General features: G+C 45.9%; 16 protein-coding genes. 8 read left to right on the top strand and 8 right to left on the bottom strand.

Annotated features, from left to right (window positions below; all coding sequences use genetic code 11):
- Nucleotides 1-257: 257 nt before the first annotated feature.
- A complete protein-coding gene (locus LZG72_RS27650) occupies nucleotides 258-809 on the bottom strand; it encodes a YcxB family protein (protein WP_233878396.1) in 552 nt (183 codons plus the stop codon).
- A 180-nt stretch (nucleotides 810-989) separates the two neighbouring features.
- Here LZG72_RS27650 and LZG72_RS27645 point away from each other — a divergent pair, with 180 nt between their 5' ends.
- From LZG72_RS27645 to LZG72_RS27630, 4 genes are all read left to right on the top strand, one after another.
- Nucleotides 990-3,050: a BatA domain-containing protein gene (locus tag LZG72_RS27645; protein ID WP_233878395.1), complete on the top strand. Its 2,061-nt coding sequence runs from the start codon at nucleotides 990-992 to the stop codon at nucleotides 3,048-3,050.
- A 105-nt stretch (nucleotides 3,051-3,155) separates the two neighbouring features.
- Nucleotides 3,156-4,292 carry a 5-(carboxyamino)imidazole ribonucleotide synthase gene (locus LZG72_RS27640; protein WP_233878394.1) on the top strand — a complete coding sequence of 379 codons (1,137 nt, stop codon included), beginning with the start codon at nucleotides 3,156-3,158 and terminating at the stop codon, nucleotides 4,290-4,292.
- 11 nt (nucleotides 4,293-4,303) lie between these two features.
- Nucleotides 4,304-4,795, top strand: coding sequence for a 5-(carboxyamino)imidazole ribonucleotide mutase (gene purE, locus LZG72_RS27635; RefSeq protein WP_233878393.1), 492 nt, complete (start codon nucleotides 4,304-4,306; stop codon nucleotides 4,793-4,795).
- 60 nt (nucleotides 4,796-4,855) lie between these two features.
- Nucleotides 4,856-5,506, top strand: a complete 651-nt coding sequence (locus tag LZG72_RS27630) for a LysM peptidoglycan-binding domain-containing protein (RefSeq protein ID WP_233878392.1) — start codon at nucleotides 4,856-4,858, stop codon at nucleotides 5,504-5,506.
- 92 nt (nucleotides 5,507-5,598) lie between these two features.
- Here LZG72_RS27630 and LZG72_RS27625 read toward each other — a convergent pair whose 3' ends face one another.
- Entirely contained in the window at nucleotides 5,599-8,493 is a 2,895-nt protein-coding gene (locus LZG72_RS27625) for a TonB-dependent receptor domain-containing protein (protein ID WP_233878391.1), read from the bottom strand.
- Nucleotides 8,494-8,651: 158 nt separating this feature from the next.
- On the bottom strand, nucleotides 8,652-12,266 hold the full coding sequence (locus tag LZG72_RS27620) for a PAS domain S-box protein (RefSeq protein ID WP_233878390.1): 3,615 nt from the start codon (nucleotides 12,264-12,266) through the stop codon (nucleotides 8,652-8,654).
- Between the two features lie 87 nt (nucleotides 12,267-12,353).
- On the opposite strand from LZG72_RS27620, the gene rsmA reads away from it, so the two are divergent.
- Complete coding sequence (rsmA, locus tag LZG72_RS27615) at nucleotides 12,354-13,148, top strand: 16S rRNA (adenine(1518)-N(6)/adenine(1519)-N(6))-dimethyltransferase RsmA (protein WP_233878389.1); 795 nt, start codon at nucleotides 12,354-12,356, stop codon at nucleotides 13,146-13,148.
- Nucleotides 13,149-13,220: 72 nt separating this feature from the next.
- Entirely contained in the window at nucleotides 13,221-14,573 is a 1,353-nt protein-coding gene (gene mgtE / locus LZG72_RS27610; RefSeq protein ID WP_233878388.1) for a magnesium transporter, read from the top strand.
- Nucleotides 14,574-14,577: 4 nt separating this feature from the next.
- Here mgtE and LZG72_RS27605 read toward each other — a convergent pair whose 3' ends face one another.
- Together LZG72_RS27605 and LZG72_RS29530 are read right to left on the bottom strand one after the other, a co-directional pair.
- On the bottom strand, nucleotides 14,578-16,002 hold the full coding sequence (locus LZG72_RS27605) for an L-serine ammonia-lyase (RefSeq protein ID WP_233878387.1): 1,425 nt from the start codon (nucleotides 16,000-16,002) through the stop codon (nucleotides 14,578-14,580).
- Nucleotides 15,999-16,178, bottom strand: coding sequence for a T9SS type A sorting domain-containing protein (locus LZG72_RS29530; protein WP_409017752.1), 180 nt, complete (start codon nucleotides 16,176-16,178; stop codon nucleotides 15,999-16,001). The genes LZG72_RS27605 and LZG72_RS29530 overlap by 4 nt, the downstream gene beginning before the upstream one ends.
- Before the next feature lie 149 nt (nucleotides 16,179-16,327).
- On the opposite strand from LZG72_RS29530, the gene dtd reads away from it, so the two are divergent.
- A complete protein-coding gene (dtd, locus tag LZG72_RS27600) occupies nucleotides 16,328-16,780 on the top strand; it encodes a D-aminoacyl-tRNA deacylase (protein ID WP_233878386.1) in 453 nt (150 codons plus the stop codon).
- Between the two features lie 77 nt (nucleotides 16,781-16,857).
- Complete coding sequence (locus LZG72_RS27595) at nucleotides 16,858-17,184, top strand: nucleotide pyrophosphohydrolase (RefSeq protein ID WP_233878385.1); 327 nt, start codon at nucleotides 16,858-16,860, stop codon at nucleotides 17,182-17,184.
- A 4-nt stretch (nucleotides 17,185-17,188) separates the two neighbouring features.
- On the opposite strand, the gene LZG72_RS27590 is transcribed toward LZG72_RS27595, so the two are convergent.
- The 3 genes from LZG72_RS27590 to LZG72_RS27580 form a co-directional block, all read right to left on the bottom strand.
- Nucleotides 17,189-17,737, bottom strand: a complete 549-nt coding sequence (locus LZG72_RS27590; RefSeq protein ID WP_233878384.1) for a hypothetical protein — start codon at nucleotides 17,735-17,737, stop codon at nucleotides 17,189-17,191.
- A gap of 84 nt (nucleotides 17,738-17,821) precedes the next feature.
- The gene (gene odhB, locus LZG72_RS27585) at nucleotides 17,822-19,402 is read right to left on the bottom strand and encodes a 2-oxoglutarate dehydrogenase complex dihydrolipoyllysine-residue succinyltransferase (RefSeq protein WP_233878383.1); all 1,581 of its coding nucleotides are present in this window, start codon (nucleotides 19,400-19,402) and stop codon (nucleotides 17,822-17,824) included.
- Nucleotides 19,403-19,450: 48 nt separating this feature from the next.
- Nucleotides 19,451-22,213: a 2-oxoglutarate dehydrogenase E1 component gene (locus LZG72_RS27580; RefSeq protein WP_233878382.1), complete on the bottom strand. Its 2,763-nt coding sequence runs from the start codon at nucleotides 22,211-22,213 to the stop codon at nucleotides 19,451-19,453.
- Between the last annotated feature and the right edge of the window lie 14 nt (nucleotides 22,214-22,227).

Here is a 22,227-nt window from a genome sequence, read left to right as displayed (position 1 = left end):
ATCCGAAACTGGGGCATGATCCTGAATCAATTTTTGACTATTTTTGAAAACAGAGTCAGGCTTTAAGCTTTGCCCGACCCCGATTGAAAAGTTTACACAGTTAATGCGATAGTCCCAAAAAGTGAAGGGTTATAAGCTAGGATTATATCCTTAAACTTTTAGCCCTTCACTTTTCTACCCTTAACATCTCACTTCACACATCTTACTTCACACATCTCACCTTTCACATCTCACTTTTCACATCTCACTTTCTCCCCTCACGCTTTCAAAAAGTCTTTTTGCTTCATAATGCGCTCAAAGACCTTTATGTCATGCTCCGTATTGAAGATAGTAAATGGTAAATGCAGGAACTGGCCTTTCGAGATTACCAGCACATACGCGTCTTTATCTTTATAAGCATCCTGGATCTGCTCCCATTTCATCACACTGCCTTCTTTCAGATTGAGTTTCATCAGGATCTGCCGGTTGTCGATCTCGTAAGAGAATTTCTCGAACATCGGCTTGTACTGGGCCAGTTGTGTAATTCCGGTAAACTGGATCAGCCAGAAAAGAACGTATAAAATAGCTCCCACAAATACGGTAATGTAAATCCACAAATTCGGATAAACGCCTGTCAGATTGAGAATTGCATTAATCAGTATCAATGCGAGCGGGATAAGCCCCCATTTCAGTTGCGTTTTGAAAAAATAACGCATCGCAAGCATAATATACTTTTTTGTAGGTAAAGCGTATTTCTTGGTACGGACCGCAGCCGGGTTCGTAGGCATTTGATAGACGGGCTGGTGTTTGTTTACCGAAACTTTGGCCATGACTTGATTTAAATTAACAATAGAGATCTCCGGAAACCGAGTATTTTTCTTGCCCGGAAATGAAGTGCAAAGTTAGAAAAAAGCCCGTGACATATCAGAAAGGCTTTGAAATAAAAAGCACTTATGAGAATTTAACGTAATTTGTCGTTGTACACAAAGACACGATCATATCACGAGCTAATGAGTTTTCTTTTTCCGTCTTTTCTGTGGGGTTTGCTGGCTGTATCTGTACCTATTGCCATTCATATTTTCAATTTCCGTCGTACCAAGAGAGTTTATTTTACCAACGTCGCCTTTCTGAAAGCCGTCGATACCAAAACGCGTTCCGTCCGGCAGATCAAGCACTGGCTCGTACTCGCTGCCCGGATTTTAGCAATAACCTGTCTTGCTCTGGCATTCGCGCAGCCATTTCTTCCCGCTGAAAATAAACTGGCCGTCGATCGGCGCGGGATAACGAGTCTGTACCTCGATAATTCGCTCAGCATGGAAAGTGATCTGAATAACAAACGCTATCTGGACATTGCCACCACGCGCCTCGGCGATCTTCTTGGGATCTTCAAAAATGCGACATCATTACAACTCATTACCAACGATTTTTCAGCCCAGGAACAAGGATTATACCCCGCCGAAAAGCTCCGCGACCGGCTCACAACCATTAACCTTTCCAATACACCGCGTACATTAGACCAGATTTACAAAAGACAGGAAAACCTGATCGCCCGGCATCAATCCACAGGAAAAAACCAGTATTTCTGGTTTTCCGATTTTCAAAAAAGTACAGCGGGAAATCTCGCAGATTTAAAAATTGATTCCACTAATCAGCTTTTTTTGGTACCCGTGCAGGCTGAGGCTGAGCGAAACGTTTTTGTTGATTCGGCCTGGCTCAACACGCCGTTTATCAGGGAATTGCAGAACAATATCCTTTTTGTGAAAGTGAGCAATTCGGGAAAACAGGAAGCAAAAAATGTCGTTCTAAAACTGACATTGGACAATACGCAGGCTTCTACGGCGTCGGTGAATGTGCCTGCAAATGGAAGTGCTACCGCGAAATTCAATTTTAACATAAAAGGGAAAGGTTACAAAAAGGGCCAGATTACATTCGACGACTTCCCGGTAACTTTTGATAACGATTATTATTTTGTTTTGAATTCGTCGCCGTTGATCCGGGTGCTGCACATTTTTGGAGAAAAATCGGATGCGAACTACATCCAAAATGTATATGACAACGATAGTCTGTTTTCCCTGCAAAGTTTCAGTGCGCAGAATGTGGATCCAGGCCTCATCAAAGGTTCGGACCTTGTCATACTGGAAAGTGTTACGCAGCTCTCAGGCTCATTGCCACAGGATTTACAGGATTTTGTTAAAAAAGGCGGCAGCCTGGCCGTGATTCCTCCGGGTACGCCAAATGGTGCCAGTTATACGCAGTTTTTGAAGGGTGTCGGTATAAATGGACTGACTGTCTCCGCAAGTTCCGATCCCGCACCCATAGAACTCGCCACACCCGATCGTAACAACCCGTTTTTTAGTGATGTTTTCGAAGAATCCGTTCGCCAGGAACTTAATCTGAACCTGCCTTCCGCGGCTCCGGTTTGGAACTGGGCAAATGCAGGCCAGCTATTACTTTCACTGCGAAACGGCCAGACCTACCTGAACCAGGCTAGCTCGGGAATGGGAAAAGTTTACCTGTTTGCTTCCTCGCTCAATCCGAAATACGGCAACATGGCGCAACATGCCATATTTGTTCCCATTATGTACAAGATCGCGGCGTCGAGTGTGCGGGCGCAACGGACTTCCTACAAGTTCGATGAAAACCCGATCAACCTGACTATCGAGAATCCCGGAGCGAATCCGGTTTACAAGCTTCGCAGAAATAAAACCGAACTGATTCCAGTCCAGCGCATTACCGGAAATCAGCTGCTTCTCGAAATTCCTGAGGGAGATCAACTGGGTGAAGGACTTACTGCCGGTTATTACGAATTGATCCGTGACAATAAAACGGAGCAAATCCTCGCATTGAACCATAACAATGCAGAATCCAAACTGCAATACTACTCGCCTGATGAGTTGCGGGCCGCCTTTTCGGGCCAAAAAAATGTGCAAGTGTTTGATAGGATCGATGACGATGCATTTGCCACGGCATTCGAGCAGCAGAATATGGGAACGACACTCTGGAAATATTTTCTGTATGCCTCACTCCTTTTCCTGCTCGTGGAAGTGGCGCTGATCCGGATTTTGAAATAGCAGACATCGTTGTCGAATTTCTTTACAATTTCTCCAAAACAATGGGATTCGATTTTATGTTAGCGGTTTTTAACCCATTTTTGTAGCATACTATTTATCTCTTAAATGCTTTCATCCCGAATTGGAATCCTAGGTGGCGGGCAGCTTGGGCTCATGCTTTTGCAGGCAGCCGTAGACTGGAACCTCGACATCCACGTACTGGATCCGGATGCAGACGCACCCTGCAAAAAGATCGCCCCGCACTTTCAACAAGGCTCATTACAAGATTATCAGACGGTTTATAACTTCGGAAAAAACCTCGATGTGATCACCATTGAAATTGAAAAAGTCAATGTCGAGGCATTGGAAGACCTGGAAAAAGAAGGAAAACGCATTTACCCCCAACCTTCGGTGATTCGTCAGATACAGGATAAACGGATTCAAAAGAAATTTTACCTCGAAAATAACCTTCCCACCGCCGAGTTTATATTGACCGAAAATCGTGCGGATGTATCGAAACATATTTCCTTCCTGCCCGCATTCCACAAGCTTGGCAAAGACGGATACGATGGCCGGGGCGTGCAACGGATCGCATCTGAAGACGATCTCGATAAAGCTTTTGACAAACCCGGATTACTGGAAAAAGCTGTTGACTTTGATAAAGAACTGGCGGTAATCGTCGCCCGGAATGCGAATGGGGAAGTCGCCACATTTCCTACCGTAGAAATGGTCTTTCATCCCGAACATAATCTTGTCGAGTACCTTTTCGCACCCGCGGAAATTGAAGAGTCCATTGACTCGAAAGCCCAGGAAATTGCAAGGAAGACGGCAGAGGCTTTTCAGATTGTAGGATTGCTGGCCGTAGAGCTGTTCCTTACAAAAGAAGGAAGCATACTGATCAACGAAGTGGCGCCGCGACCGCATAATAGCGGACACCACACCATTCGCGCCAATGCGACGTCGCAATACGAGCAGCATTGGAGAGCTATTCTCAACCTGCCTTTGGGTAGTACACATGCATACGGGCCATCGGCGATGGTGAACTTGCTGGGCGAGGACGGGTTCGAAGGTCCTGCCGTTTATGAAGGAATCGAAACTTTACTGGGCACCGGGCAGGTGTTCCCTTTTCTATATTGGAAAGCAGTCACAAAGCCTTTCAGAAAAATGGGACACATTACCATTATGGATTCAGAGATTAATGCTTTGAAAGATAAAGTTGATTTTGTGAAGAAAAATATCCGGGTAATCAGTACCAAATCTTAACATCAGACGAAATGGTTGGAATTATCATGGGAAGCCTTTCAGATCTGAAAGTAATGCAGCAGGCAGCCGACGCATTGACAGAACTCGGCATTGCATTTGAAATGGAAATCGTTTCGGCACACCGTACACCCGAGCGAATGCTCGATTATGCGGGCTCGGCAAGAGGCCGCGGGTTAAAAGTGATTATTGCAGGCGCGGGGGGCGCGGCACACCTTCCTGGAATGGTTGCATCGCTTACTTCACTGCCGGTAATCGGCGTTCCGGTGCTGTCTAGCAACTCCATAGATGGTTGGGATTCAGTGCTTTCCATTCTGCAAATGCCTTCCGGCGTCCCGGTAGCGACTGTCGCTTTGGACGGCGCCCGTAATGCCGGAATACTGGCAGCGCAGATCATTGGCGCCAGCGATCCCGAGGTTGGAAAACGCCTCGATTCGTTCAAAGAAGGCCTAAAAGAAAAAGTCTCTGCCATGAATGAGGAATTGAAAAATCACCTTGGAAAGTAGTATGTCTTTAGTATTTTCGTGTAAAATTAGCTCCACTAAACCTTGAATAGCGACTGAATTATGGAAGACGAATTCCCTAAAAAAAGAAATATCCGTCCCACTGAAAAGTCAAATCTGCCCATTGTTACGTTGCTCGTATTGGTTTTGTTGGTGCTCGCGATGTTGTACGTTGGTTACGAATATATTTCAGATAGTTCATCCAATTCAGAGGAGCTAACTTCGGTGGTTGTGGATTCGACATTAGAAGAATCGGTTGTCGGTGAGCCCATTAGAGATACGCCAGGTGCAGAGCCGGTGACTGCAACCGGGGACGTAAAATCCGGACCGATCAAGGAAGAGGAGCCTAAGCCTGTAAAAGAAGAGCCGAAGAAGGAAGACAAACCAGCCATTTCCGCTTCCTCATTGGGCGGCGAGTCGATCACGCACTCGGTCCAGGGAGGAGAAACTTTTTCGAGCATTGCTTCCCGATATAACCTGAAAACAGAAACGTTACAGGGACTCAATTCTTCCGTTTCTGACGTAAAATCAGGTGTGACCAAACTCAAAGTTCAGGTTCAGACCGTTCATACCGTGGGTCCCGGCGATGTACTTCGTGTGGTTGCTGGAAAATATGGCGTTACAAAAGAAGCGATCATGAAAGCAAATGGGAAAACCCGCGATTTCTCGGAAAGAGGCGAAAAGCTGATCATTCCGTTTGCATCGAAAAAATAATTTCAGATAAATACCAAGACGAAGAATCCCGGACCGATGACCGATCCGGGATTCTTTTTGCACTGGATATGAGGATCTAAGAATACTGATCATTAAAAGCCCCCTGCACCTCTTCCCCCACCGCCACCTTCTCCGCGACGAAAACCACCCCCTTCACCCTCAAAATCCCGTCTGCGGCCACCGCCATCATTAGTAGGCATTTTACCGAAGTTTTTCAATGTATAAGTGAATGTCAGCATTGCATATTGTGTCAACACACGGTTGGTTACATCCTGCACGTAGGTTTCGGTTACGTTACGAGTGATGCTGTTGTTTTGTTTTAATATATCAAAAACGGTCAGTTTCAACTCGCCTGCATTGTTTTTCAGGAATTTCTTGCCAATACTCGCATTCCACAAAGTGAAGTTTTGATTAAAACCTTCTCCCAGTCCACGATAAGATTGATTGCTCAGGTCGCTTTGGATCACAAATCCTTTGCCGAAAATCCAGTTCACGCGGCCCGTAATTCCCTGCGTATAGTAATTATTGTTAAGGTTCGGCTGGATCGTATTCCGGACGATGTTGTAATTCCCTGAGTACGAGACAGTGAAATCGAGTTTATCACTCACATTACTGCTCAATACAAGTCCCTGTGAAACAGCGTACGTATTTGAAAAATTCGGAATGTCGTTGATGAGCCCCGGCGATCTTACATAGTTGAAACCGGTTGTCAGGTTAAGGTTCAGTTTCAAAGGCGCGATTGGTTTACCGTAGGCGAAGAAGGTTCTTGCATTCCAGCTTCCATCGACATTGATCGGTCTGGTCAGCTTTGAGCCACGTTCCAGTATGATGCCATTTGCCAATGGCGTTGGCTGCTGGGCAATGAAGGTCGAGTTCACGATCGCATTGTTGGTTTGTGTCACGAACAACATCGCATTCAGGCTGTAAGGTCTTTTTGCACCGGCCAGAGAATATCGGATGTTAAACATGTTCCGGTATTCCTGTTTCAGGTTGGGGTTACCGGCAGTGAGTGACAATGGGTTACTGTTATCGATCACATTCTGCAATTGCGAGATTGAAGGCTGATTTGTGGAACTTCTGAAAAACGTCCGGAATTGCGTCCCCGATTTCGACCGGTAACTCAGCATGAAATTGGGCAGAAAATTGCTGAATGACTGATCCACTTTTACATTGTTCGGCGCCAGCTGCTCGCTGTACAAGCCAGTATTCTGATAATCCACGCCCAGGTTCGCCGACCAGCTGTTTTTGCGAAAGCGGTATCCGATCCCGGCCCGATTGGTCAAATATCGGTTGTCAAAATTGTTTGTGAGTAACGTATCCAGATCCGAGTATGTATTGTCATCGAAACTCATATTATAGGTGTCTCTGCTGGAGTTGCTGTTACTCAATGTCAGCCCATAATTGAACTGCAACTGCCCGGTACTGCTGATCGGCTCGGTATAAATCACATTACTTCCCCAGGCCATTCCATTCGAATTGGTATAACTCTGCTGATCGATGGTATCTCCCCGCATTGCAGCGAAAGTATCGTAGTACAAATTTTTAGAATACAGATTTCTGGTACCAGCTCTGTCATTCAGCTGCGTATTGACGTTCACACTTACGGTGCGGCCTTTTTTAGCGAAACTGTGACGAAATAAAAGATCATTGGAGAAGTTATAGCCATTATTAGCATTCAGTTGCGTATTATCCTGGCTGTTTATTCTGCTGCTATCACCCAAAGTCGTTAACCCTGCTTTTAAGCTGCTGGAAGTGTTATCCTGAAAGCTGAGTCGCGGCGTAATGATCAATGAGTTTTTGGGATCAATATTATATTCAATCCGGAAGTTGAGCCGGTGATTGGAATTCGTGGTCGATGTGCGGCTGTTTTCATTGTAAAACTGATCGGTAGAATCACCTGCCAGCAGGAAACGCTGCTGCATACTCTGTACATTGCTGTTACCCGTCCGGTTGAAAAAATAACTTCCCGTCACATCCACTTTCTTTCCAAATTTGTTGGAATAATTAAGCCCGAATGAATTGGTCCCTGTAATCCCATTTTGGTTTCCAACCAGGAAGTTATTAGAAGCACCGCCGCCGCCTGAGCCGCCTCTTCCTCCTCCCCCGCCGCTCCCGGAAACACCCAGCAGATCCTGGCTCGAGAAGTTTTGCATATTGATATTATTGCTCAAACCGATCACCGAAATCCGCTGATTTCCTTTAAAGAAACTGATATTACCACCAGCCTGGTACCGATTGTCCAATCCGTACCCGGCGAATACCTTGCCAAACTGGCCCATTTTACGGTCTGCTTTGGTCACAATGTTGATTGTTTTTTGACCATTACCATCATCAAACCCTGTAAACTGGGCCTGATCGCTCAGCTTATCGAAAACTTCGATTTTATCAACGATCTCTGCGGGAAGGGATTTTAATGTAAGTGCGGCATCTTCGCCAAAAAATGGCTTTCCATCCACCAAGACGCGATTTACCGTTTCACCGTGCGCAGTCACCGTTCCATTTATCACAGTAATACCAGGCATTTTTTGGATCAAATCCTCGGTAGTAGCGTCGGGATTTGTTTTGAATGCAGCCGCATTGAATTGCGTAGTATCGCCCTTTTGCTCCATAGCAGTCACCTGCCCCACGATTTTGATTTCTTTCAGATTGGCAATTGCTTCAGTCAGCTCAATGGTACCCAGATCCTGCGTATCGCTGGTCAAATTAACGGTTTTGACGAAGTCTTTATAACTGATATAGGTAACTTTTACGAGATAAGAAACTTGTTTGGTAAGACCGGTGAACGTGAACTTACCATTCACATCCGTTGTGACATATTCCGGCTTGGCATCGGGAGTATTGCGGCTCACCGCGACATAGGCACCGACCACCGCAGAACGGTTTACACTGTCGAGTACAGTACCTGAAATCTGTGCATTTTGCGCCTGAGCGATTTGAGAAAGTCCGAGACCCAGAGTAAGGATGAGGACTAATGTAAATCTGTTCATTAGTTCTAAAGGTTTAATTGCATTTTAGAGCACCATTTTCCATTTAAGTTTAACCGTGCCATACAATAAACCTTTACAATCGACGAACAAAGGGTATTTACATATCAGCCGCCCTTTTCACCCGATGGAAAATCCCCGAAAAAGACTGACCGAAATCGTTATTTCAGCCAGTCTCTGAGCATTCCCTCATAATTTTCCAGAAATTCGGAGAATGCCTGCTGCAACTGGGGCAGCGCCTGCGCCAGGGTGCTGGTATCCTCTGACTTCAATCGCCATTCCGCATCCCGCGCAATTTCTGCAAGTCTCGAAACGCCAACCGTGCCCCCACTTCCCTTTAATGTATGCAAATTGCTTTTTACCGTAGCAATGTCATTTTTTTCAAAAGCTTCCAATGCACCCGCAACCAGTTCGTTGGATTCCGTTACAAAATCTTCGAAAACCGACCACACGAGATCTGCCCCGCCAATCCCATTCAGCTGATCGATAATTTCCCGATCCAGAATAGGAAGCGTCGTTTGCGGAACCTGAGCTGCCTGTTGCGGCATGGAAGCAGGTTCTGTTCTGGTACCGACAATTTCTCTCACTTTCTGAACCAGTGTTTGTGCACGGATCGGCTTTGCAATGTAATCGTCCATACCCTGGCTGATAAACCGGTCACGGTCTTCCTTCATCGAATAAGCCGTCATTGCGACAATCGGTGGAAGTAATCCGGGATATTTCTTTTTCAATTCCTGTGACGTTTCCACGCCGTCCATATCCGGCATTTGGATATCCATAAAAATGATATCATAGCCAGGAAGCGAAGACGCCTGGCGGTTATCCACCATTTCAATCGCTTTGTAGCCACTCTCCGCGAGGTCCACCACGCAGCCTGATTTTTTCAAAATTTCATTCGCTACCTTCCGGTTTACCGCATTGTCGTCCACCAAAAGAATACTTGGATGGTAATCGGCAAATACGTTTTCAATCGGCGTCTCATCGATTTGCTTGACCGTTCCTACCTGGGCAATCGAAGTTTCCCTGGTCTCAAATGTGAACCAGAATGTGCTGCCCTGGCCAATGGTAGATTCCACGCCAATTTCTCCATTCATTAATGCGCAGAGTTGCTTCGAAATCGCAAGTCCAAGCCCCGTTCCTCCAAATGATTTCCGTGAGGAATTGTCCAGTTGGGTAAAAGAGGTGAACAAAATCTGCTTGTCCATTGCACTGATCCCAATCCCTGAATCCTGAACATCGACTTTGATCTTGTGGTAAATACCGTCTTTTTTTATCAGTGTAAGCAAAACTTTCACCGATCCGTTTTCTGTGAATTTTAATGCATTTGACGTCAGATTCGACAGGATTTGCAGTAATCGGGTCTGATCGGCGATGATAAACTTCGGAATGTCGGGCGCGATTTCATAGGTAAGCGTATTGTTTTTGCTTTTGGCAGTTTGCCCAAAAAGTGACACCAGTTTCAATAAAATCTCCTCGATCGCGATCGGAGCCTCATGCAGCTCCATTTTCCCTGCCTCGATTTTCGACAGATCGAGAATATCGTTCAAAATATTTAACAGCGTTTCCGACGAACGTTTGATCGTCAACACATAATCTTTCTGCTCCACATTCAGCGGCGTTTCTCCCAGCAGGTCAATCATCCCGATCACCCCATTCATCGGCGTACGGATCTCGTGGCTCATATTGGCAAGAAAACCCTCTTTTACTTTCAGCGAGCGTTCCGCATGTTCTTTTGCTTTCAGTAATTCGAGCTCATTTCGTTTCAATTCGGTAATATCCCGCGCCAATGCCGCAATTTCCGTCGGTTTGCCTTTGTCGTTGGTAAACATCAGCATGTTGATCATAAACTGGCGCTCGGTACCATCTTTCCGGTACATCGTGATCTCGAAATTCCGCAGGCTTTTTGTCTTCCGCAACCGGATCAGCGCCGAATGAATGCGTTTCTTATCCGCAAAAAATTCCGTTAGCTTATGCCCGATCACCTCATTCGGCAGGTAACCAAGCCGTTTCATTACCGACTGGCTGATCATCGTGATCTCACCTTCCCGGTTGATCCTGCAATAAATATCCTGCAGGTTTTCAAAAATCCCCCTGAAAAGCTCCTCACTATGCCGTAACGACAATTCCGCCTCTTTTCTCCGGGTAATATCCCTCGCGATCCCGGAAACTTCCTCGATCACCCCGTCGGCATAATGAATGGGATTCAGGTAAAATTCAAGCCACATCTGGGCTCCGTCTTTCCGATCGATTTTAAATTCAAAATATTGCGCCTCACCACGCAATGCCTGCCGGTATTTCGATTCCAGCGTGCGGCGGTTGTTGTTACCAACCATTCGCCAGCCGAACTTCTCAGTACTCGATTGCAAAGAAGGTCTCACTCCCAGTTGATTATGGATCAGATCGGCGTAATTCCGGTTAAATGAGGTCAGTTGTAACGATTTATTCACCGACCAGATCAAATGCGAGCTGCTATCGAAAATCGCATTCAAACGCGCGAGGTATTTACTTAATTCCTCCTCACTTTGCTTTCGCGCAATGGCCATCGCAACCTGCCCGGAGATAAATTCCAGCAATTCCAGGTCTCTCGCATCGAACATTTTGGGGTCATCGTACGATTTCACACCGATAATGCCGGTAATCCGCTCCCCGATCCGCAATGGAACGCAGAGAAGCAATTTCGGAGTGACACCGTACAAATGGAGGCTATTTGTTTTTGCCAGATGCTCTACATCTTCTCCGGATAAAAAAAGTGGTTTATTGGATGCAATCGCATATTCTGTGACCCCATTTCCCAATTTCCTTCTTGTAAACCGCACATTTCCCTGAAAATATTGATCGACGTAATAAGGGAAATAAATGTAGCTTTTGCTGGGATCGTAAAGTGCGATGAAGAAGTTCTTTACATCGATGATCTTACCAAGTTCTTCGTGGATATTTTGGTAAAAATCGTCGAGATTGGGTGTATTTACAGTCCAGTTGGCAATGCTGTAATACAGGTTCTGCGCTTTCTCAGCCCTGATTTTTTCAGTAAAATCATTTAAAATACACCTGAATGCGGTAGGTTTTCCATTATCGAACCGGCAGTTGACACTTCCTGCCACAAATACCTTTTTCCCCTCCCGGCTCAGAAAAACAGCTTCAAAATTGGGATTGGAATTACCCTGCTCAATGAGTTTCAGTTGTGCCAAAGCTTGTTCCTTATGCTGCGGATGCAGAATATCCTCCATGCGCATCGACGCGATTTCATCAAGCCCGTAACCCAATACTTCCCGCCAGGCCTTGTTCACAAATATGAACTTCCCGTCCATTGCCACCAGCTGGATCAGGTCGCTGGTATTATCCACCAGATCTTGTAACTGCGAATTCGATTTTGCTATCGAAGACTCCATTCGCCTGCGACGGGTAATGTCGTCGCCAACCAAAGTCACGCATTCCACCTCATCCTCTTCCCGGTGCATCAGTACCGAATTGATAGAAAAAGTGCGAACCGTTCCTTTTTGAGCTAAAAAAGGCACTTCGCGTTGTTCCAGCTTCCGTTTTCCCTGAATCCCTTCTTCCAGCATTTGCCGTACCTCGTATTCTTCCTCCTTTGGAATAAGCTTATCAAACAGGCTGTGACCGAGCAGGTCGGACTCCATCCAGCCGGTTTTCATCAATGCATGGGCACTTATATTCCGGATCACAAAGTCCGGAGAAAATGTAATTCCAATGAGATTAAGATGTTGTAATGTAGCGTGTATCGTTTGCCAATCGGTGTGGGACGAGATCATTTCCATGGTTTCCGGAGCATCGCACTTTTAAGGTTCCTTCCAATTCTTTATTCGATAAATCTACGAATTAAGCCGTAATTTTGGCTTGTGAAAATGAATTATAAAAATAGGGACGACTCCAAAGTCCGGGCTAAAAAGCACCTTGGACAGCATTTTTTAAAAGATCTGAACATTGCCCAGCGCATTGTCGACGGGCTGTCTGGTCACCGCAATTATAATAAGGTTCTCGAGATCGGGCCGGGTATGGGCGTGCTGACGCAATTCTTATTGCAAAAAGATACATTCGAAACGTATGTAATCGAGATTGATACGGAATCGGTGGTTTATCTGCAAAAGCATTATCCGGACCTTTCGCCGCGTATCATCGAAGGTGATTTTCTCAAACTAAATACCGCCGACCATTTTTCAGCCCCATTCGGCGTTATCGGCAATTTTCCCTACAACATTTCGTCCCAGATCTTTTTCCGGGCTTTACAGATCCGCGACCAGATCCCGGAGATCGTTTGCATGCTTCAAAAAGAAGTTGCCCAACGTATCGCTTCACCTCCGGGAAATAAGGATTATGGCATTTTGAGCGTTTTGTTGCAGGCTTTCTACGATATAGATTATCTCGTCACAGTGCCCCCGGGAGCATTTGACCCTCCGCCCAAGGTGCAGTCAGGCGTGATCAGGCTTCGCCGGAACAGTACCAGTGCGCTGGATTGCGATGAAAAATTGTTTTTCAGGGTGGTGAAAACGGCTTTTAATCAACGGAGAAAAACGCTGCGAAATGCATTAAAACCGATCGGCGAGTTTCCAGATCATCCATTGCTGACCAAACGCGCAGAACAGTTACCCGTCAGTGATTTCGTTATCCTGACCCAGCTTGCCCAAAGTCTGCCGGAATAACCAAAAAGCATTCTTCGGAAAGTAAGTATGTAAGCTAAAAGCCAATCGCCAATCGCTAAAAGCTACCTCAACATGACTTTTGAATTAACCCAGGAATACGTAGACCATATTCAGGAACTCATTGAAAAACAAGATGCTGCATCCATTCGCATTGAGATGGAGCCTCTTTTTTCAGCTGATATTACCAGTCTTTTGTCGGAGCTTGAAACCGATCGCGCCAAATTCCTGGTCAGTCAGCTTGGCGTTGAACGAGGTGCCGAAATTCTGGCCGATATGGAGCCGAACGACCGCCGCGAGTTTCTGAAAGCATTCAATTCCGAAGAAATTTCGCGGTTTGTCAACCTGTTCGACTCGGATGATGCGGTGGATTTGCTGAACCAGCAGCCTATCCGTGTCCGCGAGGAAGTGATCGCATTGCTGGAAGACCGCGAACAAGCCCGTTTTATCCTCGATCTGCTACATTATGATGAGGATGTCGCGGGTGGTTTGATGCAGAAAGAGCTTGTAAAAGCCAATGTAAATTGGACTGTGAATCAATGCATTGAGGAACTTCGCAAGCAGGCGGAAGATGTGGGGAAGGTGTATGCAGTCTATGTGGTCGACGATTTTGGTAAACTGCTGGGAATTCTGTCCCTGAAAAAAATCGTTCTGGCGCATAAAAACACCAAGATTGAAAGTCTTTATGATAAAGATGTGATTTTCGTCGAAACATATCGTCCGGCCGAAGAAGTAGCCGAGCTCATGCGCCGCTATGACCTTGATGCACTGCCGGTTGTGAATGTTCAGGGGAAATTGCTCGGTCGCATTACCATTGATGACGTGATCGACGTAATCACCGAGCAGGCAAGTTCGGATACGCTCGCCATGGCTGGTATTACGGGAGACGTGGAAGAAGATGATACCATCTGGCAGCAAACGAAAGCTCGTTTGCCGTGGCTTCTGGTAGGAATGATGGGGGGAATTCTGGCTGCGAAATTCATCAGCTTTTTTGAGGGAGACCTGCAAATTGTGCCGGCTATGGCTGCATTCATCCCGATTATCGGTTCTACCGGAGGTAATGTCGGCATTCAAACGTCATCCATTATCCTTCAAAGCCTGGCAGACAAAACCGGTTTGGATACCACGGTCGGGCAGCGTCTGATCCGGATGTTCGCGGTGGCCTTTATCAATGGATTAATCATCAGTCTGATCGTTTTTGGATTTAATCTACTGATTGGCAATGAAGTAAACCTGGCTTTTGTCGTTTCCATTGCATTAATGTCAGTCGTTTTCCTCGCTTCCTTTATGGGTACCATTACCCCTATTTTGCTGGAAAAAATTGGTATTAACCCGGCAGTAGCGTCGGGGCCATTTATAACAACCGCCAATGACCTCATCGGATATGGCGTTTACTTCGGGCTGGCGCATTTACTTTTGAACCTGTGAGGTTTTAGCATTCACTTAAACTGATCGGAATATTGACTGCCAGTCCGCCCTCCGAGGTTTCCTTATACCGATGATTCATATCCAGCGCAGTCTGCCACATCGTTTGCACCACATTATCCAGTGAAACCTTCGCATCCCTCGGGTTGCTTTGCAAAGCCAGTTGAGAAGCAGTAATCGCTTTAATCGCCCCCATTGTATTACGTTCGATGCAGGGAATCTGAACAAGTCCGGCGACCGGATCGCAGGTTAGTCCCAAATGATGCTCCATGGCAATTTCAGCAGCCATCAGACATTGTTCGACGGTCCCGCCGGAAACCTGGGTAAGCCCCGCAGCTGCCATAGCCGACGAAACGCCGATCTCGGCCTGGCAGCCACCCATTGCCGCAGAAATGGTGGCGCCTTTCTTGAAAATGCTGCCAATTTCTCCGGCAGTTAACATAAACCTGAAAATATCTTCTTCGGTACCTCCGCAAAAAGTGATATGAAATTGTAAAACTGCCGGAATGACACCGGCCGCCCCGTTTGTCGGAGCAGTCACAACCCTGCTATATGATGCATTTTCCTCATTTACTGCCAGCGCAAAGCAACTTACCCAATCCAATGTATAGTTAAAGCCTGCGCCACCAGTCCGAATGGACTCGACCCACTCGTCACATCCGACGCAAGCTTTGCCTTTCAATAATTTTTGGTTTAAAGCTGCGGCCCGCCGCTGAACAAGAAGCCCGCCTGGAAGAACACCCTGATTTTGGCAGCCATGGAAAATGCTATCCTGCATCACGTGCCAGATATGCATCAAATCCTTCCGGACAACAGGCTCCGGACGCCAGGCTTTCTCGTTTTCCAATACGATTTCCCAAATCTCTTTCCCGGAGATCCGATGCCATTGTAACAGATCAGAAGCATAATCTATCGGATATGGCAGGCTCACGGAATGCTTCTCATTTTTCTCCTCCCCCTCCTGAATTACGAAACCGCCACCAATCGAATAGTAAGTTTCTTCAAATGTGCCATTTGAACCACATTCTGCAACAAAGCTGACGCCATTTGGATGAAAAGGAAGTGATTCGGATTTATGGAAAACCACATCTTCTTTCGGGGTAAACCGGAGACTCATTTCGCCATGCAGCGAAATGGTTTCACTCGAAGCGATATCGGCAAGAATGCGATCAATGGAATCTGTCTCGACCGTAACCGGATCGTAACCGCTGAGTCCAAGAATCACAGCAATGTCCGTTCCGTGGCCTTTGCCGGTTTTTGCCAGTGAACCATACAGATGAACCTGCACATTCCGAACCGACGCCAACTCAATTCGCGAGTTAAGCCTTGTCAAAAACTGCTGCGCCGCCCGCCACGGCCCCAGCGTATGGGAGCTCGACGGGCCAATGCCAATTTTAAATATATCAAAAACTGAAATGCGTTCTTCTTTCATGTAATCTTTAAAACAAGACTTAATTTCCCCACCACAATCACCTTACCTACTACTTTATCGTTCAGGGTCACAATGTACAATCCTTCTTTTAACCTTGCTATATTTATTTTTTGATCCGACTTTTTCACGGTTTGGGAGATGAATAATCTGCCTGACTGATCCATGATCCTGACAATTGCCGGCGATGTGAGGCCGGGAACTTAGACCGTCACATAGTAGCGGGCAGGCGATGGATAAACGGTTTACAAGAATAAAAGCACCGTGCATATCCCTAAATAGGTTTATTTTAGCTCAGAAAAGTGATTTCAAATAATTTGGCGTACACATGATTGCAGTAGTACAGCGCGTAAGTAGTGCCTCGGTGACGATCGAAGGAAAGGTAAATGGGAAAATTGAGAATGGGTTTCTGGTCTTGCTGGGAATCACCCATCAGGATACTTCAGAAGATATTGAGTGGCTGGGAAAGAAAATGATCGGTTTGAGGGTATTTGGAGATGAGGAGGGAAAAATGAATCTTGACTTGAAAACAGTTGATGGTAACATTCTTCTGATCAGTCAGTTTACATTACACGCCAGTACAAAAAAAGGAAATCGCCCCTCATTCATCGAGGCCGCCAGGCCGGAAGTCGCAATTCCATTATATGAGAAAATGATCGTGTTTCTGGAACAAGAATTAGGAAAAAAAATCGAATGCGGCCAATTCGGGGCTGATATGAAGGTAGCTTTACTCAACGATGGCCCGGTCACCATCCTCATCGACTCAAAAAACCGAATTTAACGAACCACAACAACGCCTCCGACATTCCGTTCAATCATTCAATCATCGCACCGGTGACCCGGTCTAAAATTAAAGCAATGTCCATCGACGAAGCCCAAAACCAGGTAGATCTCTGGATCAAAACATACGGAGTCCGTTATTTCTCAGAATTAACTAACATGACGATCCTGACGGAAGAAGTGGGAGAACTTGCCCGCATTATGGCCCGGACCTATGGCGATCAGTCTTTCAAAAAGTCGGATTTGGGTAAAGACCTGGGCGATGAAATGGCGGATGTTCTGTGGGTACTGATTTGTCTGGCTAATCAAACGGGAATTAATCTTACCGAAGCTTTTGAAAAAAATCTTGCTAAGAAAACTGAACGGGACAAAGACCGCCACCGGGAAAATGACAAGCTGAAATAATCTGCTAGAATTTTAATCTTACCGAAAGACTGTTTCCATATATTCCTGCGGATAATGTATATTCTCCGGCCTTCGCTGTCCGATTATACAACCGGACAGACTTGGTTTTTTGACTTTTGCCCACAGTCATGAGTAACAGTCCGGTGAAAGTGACGCCGCACGAAGCTATCAAAACAGGGACGCCTGTACTCCCATTGTCGGAGGTCTGTGAAAACAAATTATTCAGTGCTTCTCCCATAGCTACCAAGGATCCTACCAGAGCTAAGCCTCCCCCAAGTATCGCGACAGTCCCACCTACCTTTTGTAATTTGTGTCCTTTGTTAAACATCACAAAATTGCTGGAATCAACACAACTTATCAGATCGGCAACTTCCCTTATTCGAAGCTTTTGTCTCCCAACGAAATACTTGTTAAAGTAAACTCTGATGACAGGAATGGAATCACCTGTTGTGATTTCAGTTGATGATATTTCAGGTTCCGGGAGCTGAGAATGTACGATCCCGGCATTCAAAAAAGTGAGGACAAGCAAACAAACCAATGATTTATGGATCATCTGACAATGAATAGGGTTATTCACGAATATAAAAAAATCCCGTCGATATGACGGGATTAGATTACTTATGGGTCTTTTATTAGATTACATATCAAGTAACAATCGCATTGGATCTTCTAGCAGCTGCTTCAACCTGACAAGGAAGCTAACCGAATCTTTTCCATCAATGGTACGGTGATCATACGAAAGTGCCACGTACATGATCGGGCGAATGACGATCTGACCATCTACGACTACTGCGCGTTCAACGATATTATGCATTCCGAGAATTGCAGATTGCGGCGCATTGATGATCGGGGTCGAAAGCATCGAACCAAACGTGCCACCATTTGTAATGGTGAACGTTCCGCCTGACATTTCATCAAGCCCCAGCTTACCATCACGCGCACGAACTGCCAAACGAACGATTTCTTTTTCTATCGCTGCGAATGACAACGTTTCCGCATTCCGTATCACTGGAACTACCAATCCACGGGGAGTCGAAACTGCTACCGAAATGTCGCTAAAATCATTATAAACAAGTTCCTCGCCATCAATGTATGCATTTACGACAGGGAAATCTTTCAATGCCACCGTCACCGCTTTCACGAAGAATGACATAAACCCAAGTCCAACTTCGTGTTTCTCCTTGAACTTGTCCTTGAACTTGCCGCGAAGGTCCATGATCGGCTTCATATCTACTTCGTTGAAAGTAGTCAGCATAGCCGTTTCATTTTTCACTGCGACCAAACGACGAGCGATTGTTTTACGAAGCGATGACATTTTCTCACGACGCTGACCTCTCGCACCGGCAGGTGCAGTTGGAGCGGCTGCAGCAGGTTTCGCGGAAGCAGCAGCAGGTGCGGATGGAGCCGCAGGTTTGCTACCCGCTTTTAACGCATCATCTTTCATTATTTTACCTCCTGATCCGGAGCCATTTACATCTTTCGGATCAATTCCCTTTTCCGCGAGAATTTTGGCAGCAACGGGGGAAGCATGTTTTTCACTATATGCCTTGTCCGCAGATGCAGTTTCGGCAGCTGGCGCAGAAGTTTGAGCAGCAGCAGGTGCAGCTCCGGCACCAGGTTCTATCGTGCAGATTACTGCGCCGATGGCCAGGGTATCACCTTCTTTTCCAACTATTTTTAATGTACCGGCAGCTTCTGCCGGCAATTCAAAAGTCGCTTTGTCTGATTCAAGCTCACAAAGGATTTCATCCAGTTCGACGTGGTCACCATCCTTTTTATTCCAGGATGCAATGGTAACCTCCGTTATGGACTCACCTACTGCGGGTACTTTCATTTCGTAAGCTTTTCCAGGTGTTGCCGGTGCAGCAGGAGCTTCAACTTTATTATCTGCTTTTTCAGCGACAGGCTCTACCGGAGCAGATTCCTTCGGTGCCGCCGGCGATTCCTGTTTCGGTGCAACGGCTGGTGCTGCAGCGCCATTCGACGGTTCAATAGTCGCAATCAGATCACCTATATTAATTGTGTCTCCTTCCTGCGCTTTAATATGCAAAACACCTTCTGCCTCCGCAGTTAATTCAAATGTTGCTTTATCTGAATCGAGCCCACAAATGACCTCATCCATTTTCACAAAATCGCCATCGTTTTTGAACCAGTTTCCTATTGTAACCTCCGTTATTGACTCGCCAACCGGCGGTACCTTTATTTCAATTTCAGCCATTTTATGTGCAATCTCGTTATCGAATTAAGTGTCTAAAAATATAGGAAATCATTCAAAAGCTCTGTTGATAATCTCTGCCTGCTCCTTCGCGTGGATTTTTGAGAATCCGGTAGAAGGTGATGCACTTGACTCTCTGGCGATTACCTGCAACGGTTTAGCTCCTTTATACATTCTCAGCATAAACGTCCAGCCACCCATATTGAAAGGTTCTTCTTGTACCCAATATACTTTTGCATTTTCGTACTTGTTCAAATGCGCGTCTATCTGCGTCTGCGGGAAAGGATGCATTTGTTCTAGACGAATAATTGCAACATCGTCCCTCTTATCTGTCTGCTGTCTTTCGAATAGTTCGTAATAAAGTTTTCCGGTGCACAACAACACTTTCGTCACTTTCGCAGGATCAGCATACGTATCTCCGATTGTTTCCTGGAATGACCCATTTACCAGACTATCCATTGACGAAACGCAAAGTGGATGTCTCAGCATAGATTTTGGCGACATCACTACCAGTGGCTTGCGGAACGGGAATTTCAATTGTCTGCGAAGCAAATGGAAGAAGTTGGCCGGAGTAGTAACGTTCGCCACGATCAGATTATAGTTCGCAGAAAGCTGCAAATAACGCTCCGGACGGGCATTGGAGTGCTCAGGTCCCTGGCCTTCATACCCATGAGGAAGAAGCATTACCAAACCAGTCCAGCGGTCCCATTTCGTTTCGCTTGAAGTAACGAACTGGTCGATGATCACCTGCGTACCATTTGCAAAATCACCAAACTGAGCTTCCCAGATCACCAACGCATTTGGATTAGCCATTGAATAGCCGAATTCAAATCCAAGAACACCGTATTCAGACAACAACGAATTGTAAATCATAAACGGGCCCTGATCTTCCTGAATATGCTGCAAATTGCTGTAAGCCGCATTCGTCTCAACATCGCGAAGTACTGCGTGACGGTGCGAAAACGTACCGCGCTGCACATCCTGGCCGCTCAGCCGGACAATGTTTCCTTCCACAAGTATCGAACCATACGCCAGCAATTCAGCTGTTGCCCAGTTCACTTCTTTTTTGTCAAAGATCATCGACTCACGATCTTTGAGCAGCTTATCTATTTGCTTTAATCGGCTAAAATCTTCGGGAGTACTGATCAGCGCTTTTCCGATTTTTTCCAGTACTTCCAGTGGAACACCGGTCTCAGGTGATTTTTCAAAATCCTCTGGTTTTGATTTACGCAAAGTATGCCACTCTTGTTCCAGTTTTGGGAGTGTATATGGAAGGGCTTTTTGTTTTACCATATCCAAACGCTCCTGTAAAAGCTGTTTGAATTCCTTATCCATATTGGCAGCCAGCTGCGCATCAACATCCCCTCTTTCCGCCAGCGTTTTCTGATAAATCTCGCGTGGATTCTGATGATTTTCTATTGATTTGTATAAAACCGGCTGGGTAAATTTCGGCTCGTCCGCCTCATTATGGCCGTGGCGACGGTAGCAAACCATATCAATAAATATATCTTTATTGAATTTCTGACGGTATTCTACTGCAAGTCGCATACAGAAAACCACCGCTTCCGGATCATCGCCATTGACGTGAAGTACCGGCGCATCTACGATTTTCGCAATGTCGGTACAATAAATACTAGACCTCGCATCAACAAAATCTGTAGTAAAACCAACCTGATTATTGATTACGAAGTGAATGGTACCACCTGTGTAATAACCATTCAGTGCAGACATTTGGGTCACCTCATATACAATCCCCTGGCCTGCAACCGCTGCATCACCGTGAATTAATACGGGCAGAACGCGGTCGTAATCACTGTCATACATCCCGTCGGCACGCGCCCGGATATATCCCTCGACAACCGGGTTTACGGCTTCAAGGTGAGAAGGGTTAGGTGCGAGTTTGAGATGTACCTTGTTTCCGTCTTTGGTTGTGATCTGGCTTGCAAAACCCATGTGGTATTTCACGTCACCATCACCCCAGACCTGATCAGGCAAATTTCCTTCGAATTCATTGAAGATTTGTCCGTAGGTTTTCTGCATGACGTTGGCCAGCACGTTCAGACGACCGCGGTGGGCCATACCGATCATGACTTCCACCACGCCCATTTCGGCTGCCTTATTGATCATAGCATCCAGTGCAGGAATGGTGGTTTCGCCACCTTCGAGCGAAAACCGTTTCTGACCTAAGTACTTTGTATGAAGAAAGTTTTCAAAAACAACTGCCTCATTCAATTTGGACAAAATATGCTTTTTCTCATCTATGGAAAAAGTCATATTCAGAGCTTCCTTCTCAATTTTCTTGCGAAGCCAGCTCTTTTGTTCCCGGTCACGAATGTATAAATATTCGAAACCGATATTTCTTGTATAAATGGTTGTAAGAGAATCGACAATTTCCCGTAGTGTTGCAGGTCTGTCAAAAACTTCGACCCCGGCTTCGAAAACCACATCGAGGTCTTCATTTCCAAGATTAAAATCGGCAAGATCAAGCTGTGGATGACGATCTTTACGTTTCTGGATCGGGTTTGTGGTAGCCATTAAGTGGCCTCTGGAACGGTAACCGCGGATCAGATGCACCACTTCCATTTCCTTACGGATGCGGCTGGGGTCCACTTTACCGATTACTGCAGCCTCTTTGCCAACGGCTGAGCCATTTGCGTGACCATTACCATTGACGGGATACTTTTGAAAAAAATCGTAACCTTCAAAAAATTTCTGCCATCCTTCATCAACGGAAGTGGCATCTTGCTTATAGGAATTGTACAATTCCTCTATGTAAGCGGCGTCGGAATTTGCTATATAAGTGTATTTATCCATCACAAAAGTGAGTA

The sequence above is a fragment of the Dyadobacter sp. CY323 genome, assembly GCF_021390245.1.
Lineage (GTDB): Bacteria > Bacteroidota > Bacteroidia > Cytophagales > Spirosomataceae > Dyadobacter.
The sequence above is the reverse complement of the archived record's forward strand: the minus strand, read 5'-3'. Positions and strand labels throughout refer to the sequence as shown.

Coding starts and splice junctions, on each gene's coding strand:
- dtd (WP_233878386.1), top strand. CDS start 16,328: ATGATTGCAGTAGTACAGCGCGTAAGTAGTGCCTCGGTGACGATCGAA.
- rsmA (WP_233878389.1), top strand. CDS start 12,354: ATGAATTATAAAAATAGGGACGACTCCAAAGTCCGGGCTAAAAAGCAC.
- LZG72_RS27645 (WP_233878395.1), top strand. CDS start 990: ATGAGTTTTCTTTTTCCGTCTTTTCTGTGGGGTTTGCTGGCTGTATCT.
- LZG72_RS27620 (WP_233878390.1), bottom strand. CDS start 12,266: ATGGAAATGATCTCGTCCCACACCGATTGGCAAACGATACACGCTACA.
- LZG72_RS27595 (WP_233878385.1), top strand. CDS start 16,858: ATGTCCATCGACGAAGCCCAAAACCAGGTAGATCTCTGGATCAAAACA.
- LZG72_RS27630 (WP_233878392.1), top strand. CDS start 4,856: ATGGAAGACGAATTCCCTAAAAAAAGAAATATCCGTCCCACTGAAAAG.
- mgtE (WP_233878388.1), top strand. CDS start 13,221: ATGACTTTTGAATTAACCCAGGAATACGTAGACCATATTCAGGAACTC.
- LZG72_RS27580 (WP_233878382.1), bottom strand. CDS start 22,213: ATGGATAAATACACTTATATAGCAAATTCCGACGCCGCTTACATAGAG.
- LZG72_RS27590 (WP_233878384.1), bottom strand. CDS start 17,737: ATGATCCATAAATCATTGGTTTGTTTGCTTGTCCTCACTTTTTTGAAT.
- LZG72_RS27625 (WP_233878391.1), bottom strand. CDS start 8,493: ATGAACAGATTTACATTAGTCCTCATCCTTACTCTGGGTCTCGGACTT.
- LZG72_RS27640 (WP_233878394.1), top strand. CDS start 3,156: ATGCTTTCATCCCGAATTGGAATCCTAGGTGGCGGGCAGCTTGGGCTC.
- odhB (WP_233878383.1), bottom strand. CDS start 19,402: ATGGCTGAAATTGAAATAAAGGTACCGCCGGTTGGCGAGTCAATAACG.
- purE (WP_233878393.1), top strand. CDS start 4,304: ATGGTTGGAATTATCATGGGAAGCCTTTCAGATCTGAAAGTAATGCAG.
- LZG72_RS27650 (WP_233878396.1), bottom strand. CDS start 809: ATGGCCAAAGTTTCGGTAAACAAACACCAGCCCGTCTATCAAATGCCT.
- LZG72_RS27605 (WP_233878387.1), bottom strand. CDS start 16,002: ATGAAAGAAGAACGCATTTCAGTTTTTGATATATTTAAAATTGGCATT.